The organism is Ulvibacterium sp. (assembly GCF_028285715.1).
In the GTDB taxonomy this organism is placed as follows: domain Bacteria; phylum Bacteroidota; class Bacteroidia; order Flavobacteriales; family Flavobacteriaceae; genus Ulvibacterium.
The window spans coordinates 255,755-274,843 of record NZ_JANQOO010000020.1; the positions used below are offsets into that span (position 1 = coordinate 255,755).

At 41.7% G+C, this 19,089-nt stretch carries 12 protein-coding genes; 5 read left to right on the forward strand and 7 right to left on the reverse strand.

The genetic code is table 11. The annotated features are described in order from the left end of the window. Positions 1-2: 2 nt before the first annotated feature. The 3 genes from Q0993_RS12580 to Q0993_RS12590 form a co-directional block, all read right to left on the reverse strand. Positions 3-698 (reverse strand): ABC transporter ATP-binding protein, encoded by a 696-nt coding sequence (locus Q0993_RS12580; RefSeq protein WP_299534015.1) that lies wholly within the window; start codon positions 696-698, stop codon positions 3-5. A 124-nt stretch (positions 699-822) separates the two neighbouring features. Further along, entirely contained in the window at positions 823-2,073 is a 1,251-nt protein-coding gene (locus Q0993_RS12585; protein ID WP_299533502.1) for an efflux RND transporter periplasmic adaptor subunit, read from the reverse strand. Positions 2,074-2,087: 14 nt separating this feature from the next. After that, a complete protein-coding gene (locus tag Q0993_RS12590; protein ID WP_299533505.1) occupies positions 2,088-3,434 on the reverse strand; it encodes a TolC family protein in 1,347 nt (448 codons plus the stop codon). 314 nt (positions 3,435-3,748) lie between these two features. On the opposite strand from Q0993_RS12590, the gene Q0993_RS12595 reads away from it, so the two are divergent. The 4 genes from Q0993_RS12595 to Q0993_RS12610 all read left to right on the forward strand — a co-directional run bounded on the left by Q0993_RS12595 (position 3,749) and on the right by Q0993_RS12610 (position 11,354). Further along, complete coding sequence (locus Q0993_RS12595; protein ID WP_299533507.1) at positions 3,749-5,113, forward strand: sigma-54 dependent transcriptional regulator; 1,365 nt, start codon at positions 3,749-3,751, stop codon at positions 5,111-5,113. Further along, a complete protein-coding gene (locus Q0993_RS12600; protein ID WP_299533509.1) occupies positions 5,114-6,463 on the forward strand; it encodes an ATP-binding protein in 1,350 nt (449 codons plus the stop codon). It begins immediately after the preceding gene. A 188-nt stretch (positions 6,464-6,651) separates the two neighbouring features. Beyond that, positions 6,652-10,623 (forward strand): ATP-binding protein, encoded by a 3,972-nt coding sequence (locus tag Q0993_RS12605; protein WP_299533512.1) that lies wholly within the window; start codon positions 6,652-6,654, stop codon positions 10,621-10,623. Positions 10,624-10,997: 374 nt separating this feature from the next. Then, the gene (locus tag Q0993_RS12610; RefSeq protein WP_299533513.1) at positions 10,998-11,354 is read left to right on the forward strand and encodes a nicotinic acid mononucleotide adenyltransferase; all 357 of its coding nucleotides are present in this window, start codon (positions 10,998-11,000) and stop codon (positions 11,352-11,354) included. Positions 11,355-12,233: 879 nt separating this feature from the next. On the opposite strand, the gene Q0993_RS12615 is transcribed toward Q0993_RS12610, so the two are convergent. From Q0993_RS12615 to Q0993_RS12625, 3 genes are read right to left on the reverse strand one after another with little or no spacing between them, the layout of a single operon-like run. After that, positions 12,234-14,174: a serine hydrolase gene (locus tag Q0993_RS12615; RefSeq protein WP_299533515.1), complete on the reverse strand. Its 1,941-nt coding sequence runs from the start codon at positions 14,172-14,174 to the stop codon at positions 12,234-12,236. Between the two features lie 11 nt (positions 14,175-14,185). Continuing rightward, a complete protein-coding gene (locus tag Q0993_RS12620; protein WP_299533517.1) occupies positions 14,186-16,549 on the reverse strand; it encodes an ABC transporter permease in 2,364 nt (787 codons plus the stop codon). Between the two features lie 25 nt (positions 16,550-16,574). Beyond that, positions 16,575-17,423, reverse strand: a complete 849-nt coding sequence (locus Q0993_RS12625; RefSeq protein ID WP_299533520.1) for an ABC transporter ATP-binding protein — start codon at positions 17,421-17,423, stop codon at positions 16,575-16,577. A gap of 65 nt (positions 17,424-17,488) precedes the next feature. Here Q0993_RS12625 and Q0993_RS12630 point away from each other — a divergent pair, with 65 nt between their 5' ends. Next, the gene (locus tag Q0993_RS12630) at positions 17,489-18,613 is read left to right on the forward strand and encodes an AraC family transcriptional regulator (protein ID WP_299533522.1); all 1,125 of its coding nucleotides are present in this window, start codon (positions 17,489-17,491) and stop codon (positions 18,611-18,613) included. A 31-nt stretch (positions 18,614-18,644) separates the two neighbouring features. Here the strand turns inward: Q0993_RS12630 and Q0993_RS12635 are convergent, their stop codons facing one another. After that, positions 18,645-19,010 carry a hypothetical protein gene (locus Q0993_RS12635; protein ID WP_299533525.1) on the reverse strand — a complete coding sequence of 122 codons (366 nt, stop codon included), beginning with the start codon at positions 19,008-19,010 and terminating at the stop codon, positions 18,645-18,647. Positions 19,011-19,089: the final 79 nt, after the last annotated feature.

The following is a 19,089-nucleotide window of genomic DNA, read 5'->3' on the forward strand; positions in this document are numbered from 1 at the left end:
GTCTAGACCGTGGCCCCGATAGCCCTATTTTGGCTTTCGGTTACGATCTGCCCGTCAAAGAGGTTTACGATACGATGGGCATAATGCGAATCGCGATTAGAGTGGGTTACCATTACTATGGTAGTACCCTCTTGGTTGAGTTCCGTGAGCAGGTTCATGACCTCGAGTCCATTTTTGGAATCGAGATTCCCTGTGGGCTCATCCGCCAATATCAATTTGGGGGTAGTTACCACGGCTCGTGCAATGGCCACACGTTGCTGCTGCCCTCCAGATAATTGATGTGGGAAATGCTTTTCGCGGTGCGCAATCTTCATTCGTTCCAATACCTTCATTACCTTTTCTCGGCGTTCGCTTTTTCCCATTTTAAGATAGATTAACGGAAGCTCTACATTTTCGAAGACCGTAAGCTCATCGATAAGGTTAAAGCTTTGGAATACAAACCCAAGATTTCCCTTTCGTAGTTGGGTCCGCTGGCTTTCCCGCAGTCCGGCTACTTCATGGCCTGCAAATTGGTAACTGCCCTCTGTAGGGTTATCCAGCATGCCGATGATGTTCAGCAAGGTGGATTTCCCACAACCGGAAGGCCCCATTACGGCTACGAATTCGCCTTCCTCCACTTTGAGGTCTACCTTGTTTAAGGCCAGGGTCTCCACTTCCTCGGTTCTAAAACTCTTTTTTAATTCTTTAATCTGTATCATCATTTCCTGATTGGGTTTTACGCGTTATAATTAATGACTTCAATATTTCGTTTTGGTGACAGTATTTCTTTATTTTTTCTGTTCATAATTCTAAACTGGTTTTGTCCAATGCGGGCTCTGGAAATTATTTCAATACAATCCGTTCCGCTTCCCCAAAGCTGTCATAATTACTGGTTATGACACTCTCACCATCCTGTAACCCTTCCAACACCTCATAGAATCTTGAATTCTGTTTCCCGATTCGAATGTTACGCTTTATAGCCTCGCCCCCATTGGATCCTACGACAAAAATCCATTGACCTCCGGTGCTTTGGAAAAAGCTTCCCTTAGGCAACAACAGGGCGTCCGATGATTCTCCTAACTGCAATTTGATGTTATAGCTCTGCCCGGTCCGTATAGTTTCCGGTTTTTCTTCCGTAAATACCAGATCCACCTTGAATTTTCCATTTCGTACCTCGGGATAGACCTTGCGCAGGCGCAATGGATATTCCTTGCCGGTCCTTTCCAAAATGGCTGTCAAATCGCGTTGTACCCGATCTATATAGTGCTCATCAATAGAGGCCTCGATTTTGTAATCCGTCAATACATTGATCTGGCCAATACGCTCTCCTTGGGCGATGCTCTGTCCTATCTCTGCATCCAAAAAGCCCAATTGCCCATCTGCAGGTGCACGAACATTCAAATGATCCAAGCGTTCATACACCATGGAAAGGGTTTTCTTCATCCGCTCCAAATCGGTATCCAGGCCGGCAAGGGAGGTCTTTCTGAGTTCATCGTCCTGTTCGGTCTGGAGCTTTACGATGTCATACTGCTTTTGGGAGAGTTCGTAGTTCTCCTTGGAGACCAGGTATGCCTCTTGCGAGATAAGCTCTTCTTCATAAAGGGCCTTGTTCTGTTCATAATTCCGTTTTGTCCGAGTCAGGTCGTTTTGGGCTGTGGCTAAATTTCTTCGCCCATCGACCTGACGCGAATCAAAATTCAAACGGGTAGAGCGGAGGTCATTCTGCTTTAAGGCCAAATTACTCTCACTCTGCAATATCTGCTCATATAGCCCCATGTTTTCCAACTTCAAAATAATCTCCCCTTTTTTTACCATGGCACCTTCCTCTATCAATTTTTCGGATACCCTACCTCCTTCATAGGCATCCATATAAATTGTGGTGATCGGGGCCACAAAGCCATTAATGGTGATGTAGTCATCAAATTTTCCTTGGGTGACCTGGGCTATGGAAAGTTTATCCTTTTCGGTACGGAAGGTGGAAACGGAACTGGCAAACAGTAGTTGATACGCCGTAAAAAGTAACAATACCCCTAGGGCAATATAGCCGTAATGTTTTGGTCGTAGTCCCTTTTTCTTTTCGAGTTGTATGTCCATAAATCGTATTTCCTTTAGTTAATATCGAATACCGGCAGGCCCCTATAAAAATCCAATGTGCTTTTATTGACTTCCAAACGTAGCCTCACCTGTAAGTTTGTATTTTGGGCGCTGGCAAACAGGTTTTTTGCCGTAAATAGTTCCAATGCATTGATCAATCCTTTTTCGAATCGTTTTTGGGCAATGGTAAAGGCCAGGTTCTGCGCCTCCACATTTTGGCCGCTTTGCTCATACTCTGCCTGAAGGGCCTTATATTCCTGGACCAATTGTTGAATGGTTTGAAAAAGCACCTGTTTTTGTACGTCCAAATTGTTCTCCGCCCTAAGACGTTCAATCTTATTTTGTTTTACCCTGGACCGGTTGGACCATCTATTGCTAATGGGTATATTAAGGCCAACCCCAACAAATTGAAACGTATTATCCCTGAATTGTTGACGAAATGGAATGGTGTTTTCTAAGGAGTCCCGGGTAGTTTCAAAATATCCGGTACCTATGCCCCAAAATAAGTTCAGTGAAGGAGATAAAGCCCCCCTGGCCACCGCAACTTGCTTTTTTGCAGCTTTTGCCCGAAGTTCCTGCGCCTTGATCAAAGGCAAAAAGCTTTGGGCCGTGGCAAAAATGGAATCGGACTGGATTTGTACTGATTTATTGGAAGTCTCTTTTTTTGCCATTACGGGTTGTATGCTGATATCATCCGTATCTTCCAGGTTCATTTCCTGAATCAGTTGCAGTTTTGCCGTCACCAGCTGATTTTCACTTTGGGTAAGGTTCAGTTTATCTGCCAATAAAAGGGATTCCGCTTCATAGAGGTCGGCACCCGCCATAAGGCCTAATTCTATCTGTTTCTTTACCAAGTCCAAATTGGATTGGGATACGGCCACCTGTTCCTTGGAAATGGCGACCAATCCTTCAAAAAACTGAATGTCATAAAATGCCTGCATTACTCGGAATGCCAAAAGATATTTTTGCTGTAGGGCTTCCTCTTGAGTGGCCTTATACAAAAATTTGGAAGCCTTTATGGAGTTCAACTTTTGAAAGCCTTGAAATAAATCTATGGAAGCGTCCAAATTATAACTGTTGGAGAAGAATTCCGTAGTGACCACATCATTGGTAAAGGGATCTGTACTTCGTCCAAAATTGATGACGTAGTTTGTCCGTGCGCTAATGTCGGGCAACAGATTACGAATGGATTGCCTATAGGTTTCCTTATTGGATTGGGCGGTATATTCAAAATCATTAAGGGGTAAGTTGTGCTCCAAGGCATAAGATACACATTCATCCAACGACCACTTCTGTTGGGCCGATAGATGTATGGAAATAAAGCCTATAAGGAACATGATGATTTTTACTTTCAAATTCATACGATATTCATTGTGCCAAAATGTACACTATTGTTGTGCCAAATATGTATGGTGTTGAAAATCAATATGTTATAGTTCTTTTTTGTATCAATGTATTTTCTAACTGTAAAAAAGTTATACAGATAGTGTCCAAAAAATTGACACTAATTTACGCTACTGAATTTCAAATTGTAGCTTTATAAAGTCTTTTCTCGGTTTGGGTTGATCCGCGCTGCCTTGTATACAAGTATTGTTGGTTGGCTTTCCCGAACCCAAGAGGTTTTTGAATCTAAATTGTAATTTATGCCCTGCCATAGGGCTCTTTATTTTTTCCCATGCTGGACGCCAATATTTTAGTAATCGATGACAATAAAAGTGTTTTGAGCGCCTTGGAAATATTGCTTCAATTTGAATACAAGAACGTAGCGACCATTTCCAATCCCAATCAGATTTCCTCCTTTCCGGGGTTTCGGGATTTGGATATTGTACTATTGGACATGAATTTTTCCGCTGGGGTAAACACCGGAAACGAGGGCCTGTTTTGGCTCAAGGAAATTAAAAAGAAAGCGCCCCATATTTCCGTAATCATGATGACTGCCTACGGAGCGGTAGATTTGGCCGTAAAGGCCATAAAGGAGGGAGCTTCGGATTTTATTTTAAAGCCTTGGAACAATGAACGATTGTTGACCACCGTAAAATCCGCCTATGCACTGCGAAAATCCCAAAAGCAAGTCAAGGAGCTAAAGCAAAGACAGGATAATCTAAAGCAGGTCATCAACCAAAAGAAGCATTACATTATTGGAAATTCTAAGGCCTTGCATTCCGTTCTCAACTTGACCCGAAAGGTTGCCAAAACCGATGTAAACGTTTTAATTACCGGTGAAAACGGAACCGGTAAGGAATTGATCGCCCGTGAACTACATCGAATGTCCCTTCGCAATCAAGAGGTATTTATTTCCGTGGATATGGGCTCCATATCCGAGTCCCTTTTTGAAAGTGAGCTTTTTGGACATCTTAAGGGGGCGTTTACGGATGCCAAGGAAGACCGCGCGGGAAAGTTCGAGGCTGCCAACGGAGGCACCCTTTTTCTGGATGAAATTGGAAACCTATCCCTACAGACCCAGGCCAAATTGTTATCCGCTATTCAACATAAGACCATAGTACGGGTAGGGTCCAACAAATCCATTCCGGTGGATATCCGTCTTATATGTGCCACCAATAGTGATTTGGAGAAAATGGTCGCCGATGGTCTTTTTAGGGAGGATTTGCTCTACCGCATCAATACCATTCAAATCAATGTCCCACCCCTACGGGAAAGGGAAGGCGATATTTTGGTTTTGGCCGATTTTTATCTCAATAGATTTATGTCCAAGTATGGGAAACAGGGCTTACGTATCAATCAGGCTGCACAGGAAAAACTAATGGCCTATAATTGGCCGGGGAATGTGCGTGAGCTACAACACACCATGGAACGCGCGGTCATCCTTTCGGAGGGTAGCGTATTAAAACCTGAGGATTTTTTATTGACCGCCGCCACACCCATTTCCATGGAAACCGGTCCAAACACCTTGGAGGAAATGGAGCTTCTTATGATCAATAACGCCTTAAAACAAAACAATGGAAATTACAGTGCGGCAGCGGATCAATTGGGAATTTCCAGGCAGACCCTTTATAATAAACTGAAAAAACTGGGCAAATAAATGGCAAGTCGTAATTTTTACTTTCAGCTTATCCTGCGGGTGCTGCTTATTACCTTTACCTCCATTGCTTTGGCTATTTCATTCGTGAACCAATGGTACTTGGCCACCGGTATTCTGGGCATACTCTTGGTATCCCAGACCTATTTTTTAATTACATTCATCAACTCGACCAACCGAAAAATCGCTTATTTTTTTGATGCTATAAAAAATGAGGATTTTACCCTACGCTTCCCTGAAAAGGTTTCCATTAAATCCTTCAAGGAACTTAACCGAAGCCTAAACCGAGTAAATGGACTTATTCAGGAAGTGCATCTTCAATTGCAAATCCGGGAACAGTATTATCAGCAGATTTTGAAACAGGCCAATATTGGTATCATGACCTTCAACAAGAAGGGCCACATTCTATTTTCCAACCCTACCTTGGAAAAACTGTTGAACTATAAACCCTTGAACCATATTAAACAATTGGCCCAGGTAGACCAAGGTCTTTATGAAATTTTTGAAAGGTTGGAACCATTTGATCGAGAGCTCGTTCAATTGACCAACGAACGGGAAAAGACCCATTTGGCGGTAAAAGCGACTTCAATGTCCTTGGACAGGCAATCCCTTTTGTTGGTTACCGTTCAGGATATCCATAAGGAACTGGACGAAAAGGAAACCGATTCATGGATACGCCTTATTCGGGTATTGAACCATGAAATTATGAACACCATTACTCCCATAACCTCCATTTCAGAGTCCATCCTTAAGTACTATCAGATTAAAGATGGCTTGGCACCTTCCGAATATATTACCGAGGATTTGGTGAAAAATACCGCCAAAGGTTTGGGAGTAATCCAAGAGCAAGGTAGAAACCTCATGGATTTTGTACATTCCTATCGTAGTTTTTTGAGTTTACCGCCGCCGGACAAAACTTTGGTTCCGGCACAAAAGTTATTGGACAATGTAAAAACCTTAATGGACCAACAGAGCCAAAGCAATGCCGTTTACTTTGAAGCAAAGGCAGACCCTGAAGATCTGGAGCTTTTTATTGATGAAAAACAGATTTCCCAAATACTGATCAATCTTTGCAAGAATGCCCTGCAATCGTTGGAAGGCAAGGAAAAAGGAACCATTAAAATCTTATCCGGGACCAACGAAATTGGTAAAAAGTTTATCGAAGTATGGGATAACGGCCCCGGAATTCCGGAAGATCTTATTGACGAAATCTTTGTGCCCTTCTTTACCACCAAGAATGCGGGAACCGGTATTGGCCTTAGTCTATCCAAACAGATTATGCATTTGCATGGCGGAAATATCAAGGTACGTTCCGTGCCAAATAGGGAAACGTCCTTTCAGCTTACTTTTTAGGGTTTCCCATGGATGCAGATTCAGGTGCCTTGGTGTAATTCTAAAGTGAAGTATCCTTGCAATTCAATACGCTTTTCTTAAAAATCATAACGTTAAGTTAACAATGGCATATCCTAGGGCTGATTATCTTTCGACTATCTCCCGATTTTTTAGATTGCACCACAGAATTCAAATGCATAATCTAGGCAATGATAAAAACCTATTTTGCCGTTGTATTTTTCTTCATTTCCTTGGTGTCAATAGGCCAAGAAAGCGGAATGCCATTTTATCGCGTATACGAGCCTCAGGAATACAGGGGCCATCGGCAAAATTGGGCCGCTGCGCAAGATAAACAGGGCATAATGTACTTTGCCAACGAAGGGCTATTAAGCTTCAATGGTGAGGAGTGGAATTTGAATATGGTTCCCAATCAAAGGGCCCTTAGGTCATTGGCCACAGGGCATGATAGAATCTATGTGGGTGGGAACAACGAACTAGGTTTTTTTAAAAATCGGGCGGGCTACTTTGAATTTACCTCTTATTTGCAACATGTCCCCGATAGCTTGAAGAATTTTGACAGGGTTTGGACCACACTGGTCCATAAAGAACATGTATATTATCAAACGGATGTTTTTGTGCTTCGCATTTCTTTAGATGGGGAATTCAAATTATGGGAGTTCACCGATAACAATGTCTGGAAACTGTTGCTTCTCGATGGAACTTTATACATAGATGTCCCTAAGGAAGGGCTCATGGCACTAAACGACAAAGACGAGTTTGAACTTGTTCCGAACGGTGAAAAATTAAAGTTCGTCGGAATGGAGTTTTTGCTCCCTATTGACAGAGGATGGATAATTGAGAAAAGAGATACGCTTCGGTTGTTTGATGGCAAGGAGCTCGTAGAGTTTAAAAATGAAGCTTCAGAGATTCTTCAGGAATACGGCGTGGACAACGGTCTGAAAACGGTTTCGGGTGATTTAATTTTCACGACCCGGAAAAAGGGTGGAGTAGTTATCTTGGACGAGGAAGGAAAACTAAAAAAGCACTTGACCTCGGATAATGGCTTCAGCAATGAAATAGTCCGAAATCTTTTTGAGGACAGTTCTGGTTCGATATGGTTTGCGCTAAATACCGGAATATCGCGATTGGATTTGTCAGCCCCTCTGCGCTACTATGATTCGGATATGGGTCTAAACGGTACCACTACGGCCGTTCAAAGATTCAACAATAAATTATATGTGGGAACTACCGACGGCTTAAAGGTTTTGGAACAGAAGGGCTTTGAGTATGTAGGTTCCATAACTTCCCTTATACAGGATTTGGACACCATTCAAAACCATCTTATCGTCGCAACGAGCAGGGACAGTTTATACGCTATTGATTTTCGGAAAAGAATAACTACAATAAATCATTCAAAAACCAAGTCCCGGGGGATATTCTTGGAAATTCTTAGACCGGCAGAAGATGATGATTCTTTTATTTGCCTGTATGAAGAGGGCCTTTTTCAGGTTAGGTATGAGGGAGACAAATGGATTTTAAAGCAGGAGTTGACCGGTTTTTTCCAAGATGCCGAGCATCTGATCCAGGAAAGGCCCGGTAAAATTTGGGTAGACACCGGGGTAAATGGATTTTATGCCATAACCTATACGCTTGCCGATTCAGGTATTTTCGATTTTGAAAATGCCAAGGTCAAAAAGTACTTTCTGGAGGAGGGCATTCCAAACGGCAGGACCACAATGTTTCCAATGCATGGAGAACTGATCGTTACGAAGGACCAGGAATTCTTCTTACGTTACAATTCTGAAAAAGATAGGTTCGAGAAAACGGCCAATATCTGGCAATTTATGGATTATGAAAGAAAAAATGATTCCATTACCGATTTTTGGAAGGATGGACGGAAGTCCGATACTTGGATGGAAATCGAGAAAAACGGCCGCCCGTTTCTATTGAATTCCAAAAAAGAAGAAAACAAATACGAACACTATTCTTATCCGTTGAACACCTATACGACCCGGTTTGGCGATATAAGGGGAGCGAGAACCTTTCAGGTGGAAAAAGGAAAGGTATATTACGGTGGTATCAAAGGTCTCGTAGAATACAACATTGAAAACGCGGATGAAATTGCCCAAACGGTCAATGTTCATATAACCAAAATGTCAACTTCCGATACCACCTATTTCAATCCTCCGGTATCAGGGCGACTCGAAAATATTGGATACAATAATCGGGCCTTGGTTTTCGAGTTTTCCTCCACAAGCTATAAGGATACTGAAAATAAAAGATACCAATATCTGCTAGAAGGTTTTGATACGGATTGGTCTGAACCCTCCCGCAGCCATACAAAGGAGTATACAAGCCTGCCCCCTGGCGATTACACCTTTAAGGTCAAGGCATTGAACGATTATTTCATCCAGAGCCCCGTGGCATCCATAGGTTTTACGGTAAACCGTCCTTGGTATTGGAATATGGTTTCAATAGCAACCTATATGCTATTGATAGGGGTTATGACCTACCTCTTCAGTCAATGGCGTACCAAAAACTTGAAAAGAAAAAATCTTCGGTTACAAGAAACCATCAATAATGCCGTAGCCGAAACCCAAAGACAAGCAGATGAAATAGCAGAGCTTTATGAGGTGAAGAATCGTTTCTTTGCCAATATTTCCCATGAACTCCGTACCCCTTTAACTCTAATTTTAGGCCCATCATCAGATTTAATGGAGGATGATAGCCTTAGGCCCCTACAAAAAAATAAGCTCGCTTTTATAAACAATAATGCCAAACGATTACTTCGGTTGATCAATCAATTGCTAGATCTATCCAAATTGGAAGCCGGCAAACTGGATTTGAAGGTGAGTCAGCAAAACATTATCAAAACGGTCTCCATGTTGACCGAGTCCTTTGATTCCATGGCCGTTTCAAGAAAAATCAAATTGGAATTTTCATCGGATTTAAAGGAGCTCCATGTTTTTTATGATATGGATAAAATGGAACAGGTATTAATAAATCTGCTTTCAAATGCAATGAAATTCACGAAAGAAGGCGGTAAAGTTCAGGTTTCAGTTGAAAAGCAGGAAGGTAAATGCTTGATAGAAGTGAAGGATTCAGGAATCGGTATCAATGAGGAACAATTACCATACATCTTTGATCGTTTTTACCAAGCCGACAATAGTGAATCCAGAGAGCATGAAGGTACAGGTATTGGTCTTTCGCTTACCAAGGAATTGGTAGAAGCACATGGCGGCAAAATATATGTTGAAAGCAAGACCGGCCAAGGAACCATTTTTCAAATTGTTCTGCTTCTGGGCAAGGCTCATTTTGAAGAATATCAACTGACCAAATTGACCCCCGTCCCTCCGGAATCAAAAACGAATATTGCCAAAACTTTGTTGGTAGAAGAAGTTTTAGATGGAGAAAGTAGAGATTTTGAAGAAGTAGTACTTGTAGTGGAGGATAATTCCGAAATGCGGGCATACATCAAAGGCCAGATGCAAAAACATTACAAAATACTTGAGGCCGAGAATGGGCAAATAGGCTTTGAAATTGCTCAAAGTAAAGTCCCGGACCTTATTATTTCTGATGTAATGATGCCAAAAATGGATGGTACCCAGTTGTGCCAAAAAATAAAAAATACTGAGGTCACTTCACATATCCCGGTAATTCTCCTTACCGCAAAAGCTTCCGAAGAGGATAAAATCAAAGGATTGAGCATTGAGGCAGATGCCTATTTGGCCAAACCCTTCAACAAAGAAGAGTTGAACGTGAGGGTAAAAAATTTGATCCTAAATCGAAAAAAATTACAAAAACGATTTGCCCAAAGTACTTTAATCAGTCCTAAAGAGATTGCAGTTACCTCAATGGAAGAGGCTTTTTTGGAAAAATTGGTCAATCAAATTGAGGAAAACTTGGGTGACGAAACTTTTGGTGTTGAGCAATTGGCCAATGCCATTAACCTTAGTCGTTCACAACTACATCGCAAAATGCTTTCCATCCTAGACCAAACCCCAAGTCTTTTTATCCGTAAATATCGTTTGGAACGTGCTAAGCAACTACTCAAAAAGCATTCCGGAAGGGTTTCTGATATTGCCTTTCAAGTTGGTTTCTCCAGTCCTTCATATTTCACCAAATGTTTCGTTGAGGAATTTGGCTATCCTCCAAAGGACATCCATAAAAATAAGGCCTAAGACATCATTGATAGTTTTTGCGACATCATTTGCATTTTTCCTCTTTTAGACTTTCCCAAGCGACAAGAGTCATTGTTTTTGCTCAAATCCTTATAGTAAAAAAATAGTACCTGCCATTCCTTTGTACCCGAAAAATAAATAAGCCTTTGTGCTTTAAAACACTCATCCAGTAAATACATACTAAAAAAGCAAAGACATGAAAACAACATTCAGGAAAATGCCAACACGCAAAAAGAGAATCTCAACGTTATCCAAGTTGTCCGAAAGTAAAAGGGTCCATTGGGTGGCACAAAGGAGGTATGACTGTTCATCTTTCTTTAACTAGAAAGCATTACAAGTAAATTAGAATCAAAACTATTATTAAAAAAACAAAAATGAGACTTTTAAACACAATGGTAGGACTGGTATTCCTATCTATGACAGTTGCAAATGCCCAAAAAAAGGAGCCAAAATTTGAAGTTTTAAGCGATACCATGGTAAAAGCAATCTATTATCATAGTAATGGGGAAATCTCCCAAATAGGTTGTTTTAAAAACGGAAGACTTCAAGGGGAGTGGATTATGTTCGATGAAAATGGGAAGAAAATTGCTTTAGGCGAGTATAAGGAAGGTAAAAGAATAGGGGAATGGTTCTACTGGAACCCTAACGGGGAAGCCTTAAGGGAAGTTACGTATTCCAACGGAAAGCTGATCAATGTTATTGAATGGAAAAATTCCAGGGCGCTTTTTTAGGCCAACATTTTACTTGATAAAAAAAGGAGGCGATACTCGCCTCCTTTTTAAATTCATAATAGAGCGAATGACTTTGTAGTCAACAGATACTCCTTTCTTTATTGTTTTTATTCCGGCCTGTGGAACTACGATACCCTCCTAGCAAGTGGAGGGTGGGATTCCCTATAGCTTGGACGCTTAATTTTCTTAGCTTTCCCTTTTAAAGAAGGTTGTGCCAGGCTTTCACGGACTCTGGCCAAGAAAACGATGCTCAGGATAAAACTACAAGCTAGGAGCTTATCTAGGAAAAGAGCCCCATTTATAAAGGAAATCAAGTTTAAAAGTACCAGAAATACCATGCCTAAAAGAGGCAAAAAAATAGATTTTGTCTGCTGTTGCATTTTAAATTATTTTAAGTTTAATTTACTGATATTCAAATAAAACCGTTTAAAAGGGAGCTCTAAATTTGGTATTTGGAATTGATTGGATTTTTGGGTTCACCATCTCTTTCGAACATATCCCCAAGGCTGGATATTTTTTAAATAGAAACTCCCTTGTTATTCTTTTTTCTTTTTCATATTTCTTATCGCGGCCATCGAGCTCACTGGTCTCCCTACCATAATCTTCTTTTCGGATTCGAAGCTTTTGGTCATTGAGAAAATCAATATTTTCATCTACACAAACATTCATAAAAAAAGGAGTCCCGAACCTAGTACGCTCTCCTTTGACCCCTAGAATGTTTTGTTCTGTTTTGCGAACTTTTCCCAATTCTTTTAATTCTATTGTATTTTTTCGGCAGGTTTTTATAACCTTGATACAAAGGTTATGCTTTTTTCCTATTTATTTATATTTATATTTATTATGGAATACATTATTATTTTTTATGATAATTGGTTCAACTCACCGTAAAATTCGAAGAGAGTTTAATAAGGGTATCATTACCTCCTGAAGGATCAAGGTGTGAATTTCGCTTTTCGATGCAATCTCAAAACGAACGGGTACATGGCTCATTTCACTTATAAAAGTTGTGTGTATCCCAATCTCTCCCTTTTTTGAATTTAAGATACTTTGGTGCTTCCAAACGAACTCTCCCTTCCGTAGACTAAACCATTGACTTTGATTGGATTCAGCGTCCGAAATAACATTGGACCGAGTATCGATGTCCCCACTTTTGCTCGTGTCTTTTACATATCCCTGTATTCGGGTACTGGCATTTTCCGGATCATTGACCACAAAACCATAGGGGGTTTCTTGCAGTTCCCAGGTATTGGGTATGGAGAGGTTTATAGAGTCCTTTATGTTTACGCTTTTAAAATGCTGCCTACGTTGTTCATTAATTCGACTATACTCCGTTCCTGAACAGAAAAGACCTTTGACCTTCCCATTAGGCGTCAACTTAAATTGTAACCTCTGAGGAATGGCCATATTGCGCCCTATTGCGGCGGATGGTGAGGCAAAATCCAATTCAAAATGAGTTATGGTGTCCTTACCTCGCGTCACTATAGCCTCTAGACCCTGGCCACTTTGGCGCTTGATATGCAGTGAAAGTCCAAAATTCACCCAGAAATCCCCTCCCGCAATCTGAACAAAATCACCTAGGTATTTCTCCACTTCAGCCGGCTCAAGCTCAAAATCATTTTGTGAAGGGTCGGCTATAGTTGGCCGTCCAAAGGATGTAGCGGAGCCTCCCGTGGTAATATGCAGTATGTTGTTTGCAATATGGTATATGGTAGGATACTGATATTGGTCAATGAAAGTTAGGTCAAGGTTGGCCAATACCGTCACGGCAATTTGGTTTGTTAAATCGATCATGGTCATTGAGGACATTTTGCCCGTGCTTCCCCCATGATGCACAATTTTTCTGCTTTCAATTTCGGATAGCATCCACCCAAGACCATAGTGTATTGGTTGATCATCCCCACCTTCTTCCAAGGTCAGTCCTGGGAACGAAATGTTTGGGGACCATATTTCGTTAATACTTTCGCTGGACAGTACCTGAATATTTCCATATCTCCCTTCATTAAGTAGGGCAATCAGGTACTTTCCAATATCCTCGGCGGTCGAGCGGGTAAATGAACCCGCAGGAATATATTCCCCGGACTCAAACTGTCTTTCCCTGGATGCCGGATAAGCATGCTCAATTCCATGATAGTGGCCTTCCAATGCTCCCATGGCATCAAACCTTGCCGGGTCGGTAGACGTATTCTTCATTCCAAGAGGACTAAATATTCGCTTATCGAGATATTCCGCATAAGGAAGCCCGGACACTTCACTCAACAGATAACCCGCAATACTAAACCCTAGGTTGCTGTATTCATATGCCATTCCAGGTTCTTTTGTGATAAAGGTACTTTGTAGGTCCTGCACCAATTTTTCCAACGCTCTATCCGAAACGTCATAAATAGGTTCTGGGCTTGCCTTAAGTCCACTGGTATTGTTAAGCAGCATACGAACGGTGATTTTATCGCTCATACTTTTATTGGCCGTTCTAAACCAAGGGAGGTACTGGACCACCGGAACATCCAACTCCAGATCTCCTTGTTCCACCAACTGCATGATGCCCAATGCAGTCAATGACTTTGTAAGCGACCCTATGGCGTTCACGGACGTCTTGGTAAAAGGAGTTGCTAAATTTAATCGCTCCTTGCCGAACCCCTTTGCATACAAGTATCCCTCCGAGTTGACCACGACCACGGAAAACCCGGGAATTACATGGTTGTGATAGACTTCGTTCAAGTAATGGTCCAACGCCCGAAGTTCCTGGGCGCTTCCATTTTTGGTTGTCCAGAAAAAAAACGTTATAAAAAAGATAAGTTTTAATAACAGTGAACTTTTTAACATCTTAAGATAATTTATACATTCGAGATTATTCTAAAATCTAGTTTTCGAAAGGCGTTAGCGGCAAACCATACTGATAATGACCCTAACACGAAAAGGACTACTATAGAAACTATCATTCCTATTGGGTAAGGGATAAAAGGGAAACGGACCAGACCAATGTCAGCTGTGAGGATATTCATTATCGAAGGGCCTAACCAAAGGGATAGAGGAATACCTATGAACATCCCAATAACTAAATTCAAGGCTGTCTTCCAAAGCAATACCATTCTTAAGTCCCTCATAGTAAATCCTAGGGATTTAAGCTTTACAAAGGATATTTTCTTTTGCCGGATATAAATGTTCTGATCATTGTAAATGATCAAGACCAGGACTAGAACAAAAAATAGGGAAATGGTAAAAACAGCTATACGCACATTCGAAATCATGGATACTATGGCCTTTCTATCTTCTATGCCCAGCTCTGTTCGGATGGTTTCACCAAATTGATTCTCCAACCGTGATCTAAATACGTCCCGCTCTACATTAGGGTATAGTTCAAGACCATAAAATTGGGGTTCAAATAGTGGATTCAGGGCTAATAGTGCCTTCTCTTGTAAACGAAAGCCCTGTCCAAAATTTCCAACATCCTGATAGATACCCGTTATAGTAAAGACTTTATTTTGCCCCTCGATAAAAACTGGAATCTTATCCCCAACTTTCCTGTGAAATTCCTGGGCGGTGCCTATGCAGAGTGAAATCTCATCTGCGGAGGCAGGATGATGCCCTGTTATATTTTCCAGTCCTGTTTTGGAAATAGCATCGGAATAGACCTTACCCTGTATTTCCTTTACCGCTTTGTTCTCGCGGGATAGCAGAAAAAGATTGGCGTAATTATACGGGGTTATAGTGCGAATTTCATCATCGTAGTTCTGGAGCATTTCCATCAGTTGGCCGTGTTTCAGAGGTAGGACGATGAAGCTATTGCGATTGACTACCACATCGGCCTTATCAAAACCCCAGGCAGTCCGGTCCGCATGTATGTTGTCAAAGGAATTGGCAATATTCACACAAAAAATGACCACAAATACAATTCCGGCCATGTTGATTCCCATGAAAGCCAGGTTCTTTCTTTGACCGCTTAAAAAACGCTCGCCCAATAACAGGGACAGCGGGAGCCATAAGGAAGAAAAGGCTTTGGGTACTTTTCTTGAGCGACGCCCCTTTCGCTGAAAAGAGTTCCGAATAGCCTCCACGGGCTTTACAAGACCCGCTTTTCTAGCAGAAAAAAAAGAAACTGCAAAAATTAAGAAGAGCGTAATCCCAAAAGAGATCAAGACCGGTGTAGTTAAATCGTAGGTAAAGTCCGGTATTCCCATAGGTTCGGTTATCCAGTTGACCACAGCTCGAACCACAAACCATGAAACGAACAAACCCACTGGAAGAGCTAACAGGGCAAGAAAGCACATTTGCAGGAGGTATAGGGTAACCATGTTCCCAGGGGTAAATCCTAAACCTTTTAATACCCCGATTTGCTTGTAATCTGAAAAAACATGGCTTGAGATCGTATGATTGATTATTAAAAGGGATATCAAAAGGCCCATAACCGAAAAAATTAACAGTACGGAACTCAACAAGGTATAAAAGCTTGTAAAAGCCCTTTTGAAAATGGGGTATTGCAAGCTTTTGCCGGCATACTCGAAACTTTCGTTGAAGCGCTTCCAAAAAGCATCCAACCGATCTCTGTCCTTAAGCCTGATTCCCATCACATTGTTGTTCAATTCGGAAAGGGGGGCCAAAAAAGGGAGTTCGCCCGGAGCGACCCAAGCTCGGGTGGGATTAAAAATAGCGCTCAAATAGTGGGGGTCAACCACAAATGCCGAAACCCTCAACTCTCGTAACGTTCCATTTATGTTTAACCCGAGGGTATCGCCTAAATGTAGATCAAAGCTTCTTTCAAAATGACTTGGAAGCCATATTTCCCCATGATTTGGATGTTCCGTGAGCGTTCCCTTTAAAATTCGGGTCTGGTCCTGGGTCAATTGGCCCATATGGTGTTCCGTTAACTGAACACTAAGGTCTATTTCGCTTTCCCCATAAATTAGCGGGGCATTTACCATAATGTAAGGACTAGGAGCCGATACATCCAAAACCTCATCCTGTTTGGAAAACCATCGGGTAATTTCATCCTTGTCATCGTTTCGATGATCGAATAGCAAAAGAATTTCAGAGGCCCTAAGGTTGTTGAACGTAATATCAAAAGGTTCCCCAATAATACGCAGTAGGCTTAGGGCAATGCTTAGTAAAAGAATGGTCAAGATCAGACTGAATCCTACTAAAAGGAACTCCCTCTTGCGTTTGATGAGGTAGCTTAGCTGTATGAGTAATAGACTTTTCATATCGATTTCTTTTTATAGGTTAAGCTTACCACCCCAATGACCTTAACCACTGTATTAAGGTTTCATTACGTTCTTCCAAATCGTCATTTATTCCAAATTTGCAGGAGTCTACCACCATTCCATCCCGAATAAAAAGGACCCTGTCGCCGTAACAGGCCGACTTTGGATTATGCGTGACCATAAGTATGGTTTGCCTCTCTTCATGAACCTTTTTAAAACAAGAAAGCACTTTTTTGGAGGCCGAGGAATTCAAGCTGCCTGTAGGTTCATCCGCCATAAGAATCTTCGGATTATTGACCAGGGCCCTTGCAATGGCGCAACGCTGGCGTTCCCCACCCGAGACTTGGGAGGGCATTCTATCTGCAAGATCATCCAATTCCAGTTCCTTTAGAAGAAGGGATGTCCTTGTTTGAACTACCTTCCTGTCTTGCTTGGACAAGTACCCTACAATAAGAATGTTCTCCCTTAAGCTAAGCTCGGAAATAAGATTATAGTCTTGAAAAACAAACCCGATATGATTTCTCCTAAAAAGGGCCATGGCCTTTTCACCAAGCTTATGAATTGGGGTATTGTTCAGGAAAATCTGTCCTTTGGAGGGTTGGTCAAGTCCACTCAGCAAATACAGGAGTGTTGATTTCCCCGATCCGGAATTTCCCATGATAACGGTAAATTCCCCTTCATTGATTTCAATACTTATATTGGTGATTCCGGTATGATTTTTTGCCCCTTCATCAAATGATTTGCTCAAGGCTTCAGTCTTTACAATGGGAACGGCATTCATGCTATGGAGTTTTTTAATTTTATCGGCAAAGCAAGAATGATCGGGGACGTTAAGCGCTGCACCGTGAAGGTTGGTACCCTTTCCCTGGGACATGAGACGAAATCCTGTAAAGTGATCCGTCGTTCTTTTTACAAATCTCTACCTTTAATAAAAAAACAATGCAGTACCTCTTTGTGGCCAGTGGCAGCTTGACCCTTTTTATCATAGCATTGATTCTTGGAAAGCAGAACAAATACTTGGCGAACCGAATTCTTGTGGTTTGGCTCATCCTGTTCGTGGCCAACCTGATTTCCCTTTTCGTGCTATATGAGGCAACTCTTCCCTTTTCATTGGGTCAGCATTTAATCCTGGAGTTTAGTGAAGTTTCCATTTTTGCCCATGGACCGTTACTTTGGCTGTACACTAAATCCCTGACCGAGGAAAGTTTTTACCTAAAGTGGGAACACTCCTATCATTTTGTTCCCTTCGGCATTGGGTATACCCTTTTTTTGATCCAAATATTTTCCGGTACTGAAATGGCCTCAATACTGAGAAATTCAATAACCATCTTAAAAATGGGGAGTCTCTTGGTCTATCTGGTATTGGTACTGGTTAAGTTGAAGGGCCACAGGGCCCGTGTGGCCCATATTTTTTCCAATGTAGAACACAAGAATTTAGGTTGGATCAGCTTTTTAAGTTGGGGTATCCTTATGATATGGTTTATCGCAGGGTCCGGTTTATTGTTAGATCGGTTTACGGCAATAGTTATCCCACAATACGGTGGGATGATCGCCCATATTGCCATATGCCTGTTCATTTTCCTGATGGGGTATTTCGGTCTCCACCAGCCTTCCGTATTCATGGAGCATACATATCCTGATTCTGATTCCGCCAATGTGTCGAAAAGGGAAACAACGGTGGCCAATTCCTCGAAGTACCGGAATTCTGGCTTGGATGCCAAGGGGTCAAAACAGATACAGCAAGCCCTGTTGGAGTTGATTAAAACCACAAGGCCCTATTTGGACAAGGAGCTCACTTTGTACAATCTGGCCGAAAGGTTAAAAGTACAACCCAATCATTTGTCCCAAGTAATCAATAGTCTTGAGGGGAAAAACTTTTTCGATTTTATAAATATGTATCGCGTGGAGGCCGCAAAGGAAAAAATACAACTGGGGGACCACAGGAATCTTACCCTTTTAGGGATAGCGTTTGAAAGTGGGTTTAACTCCAAAGCCTCGTTCAACAGGGCCTTTAAGAAGTTTACGGGCCAAACTCCTACGGAATTTAAAAAGCATACATCTTAGCCCGGGAAGCCATTGGTACAAAAGGATTCCACTATACCAATTTTGGATTCGGGTAATTATCGGATTGGTCCTCTATGGTATTGTCCAAACACGTAAAGTCCTTTTCCACCAAAAGCGAAAGTGCGCTGCTATCGTTCCATTCCACCGAATTGGCATAGCCAACACGGTCGTTGTTGGCCCAAGTTAAGAGTTCCTCTTGGGGAAGATAAAGGGTAATCGTGTCCTCCGTAAAATCAGCCTCCAATTCTTTAATTCCCGTTTTACCTTCAAGGGCGTAGATCAGGGTTTTTGTGCCAAAGTTTGTTGTTTCCTCATAGCGGCCATTTTGGCAAAATGCCGCTACTTCCGGTTTGGTCAATCGATAACGTACCGAGTTTCCTTTAATACGTATTTTCATGTGTTCAAAATTTTTAAATGCCCGAAAAAAAGCCGTATAAAATTTAAGGCCCCGTACCACCATGCCCGTGGCGGGCAGG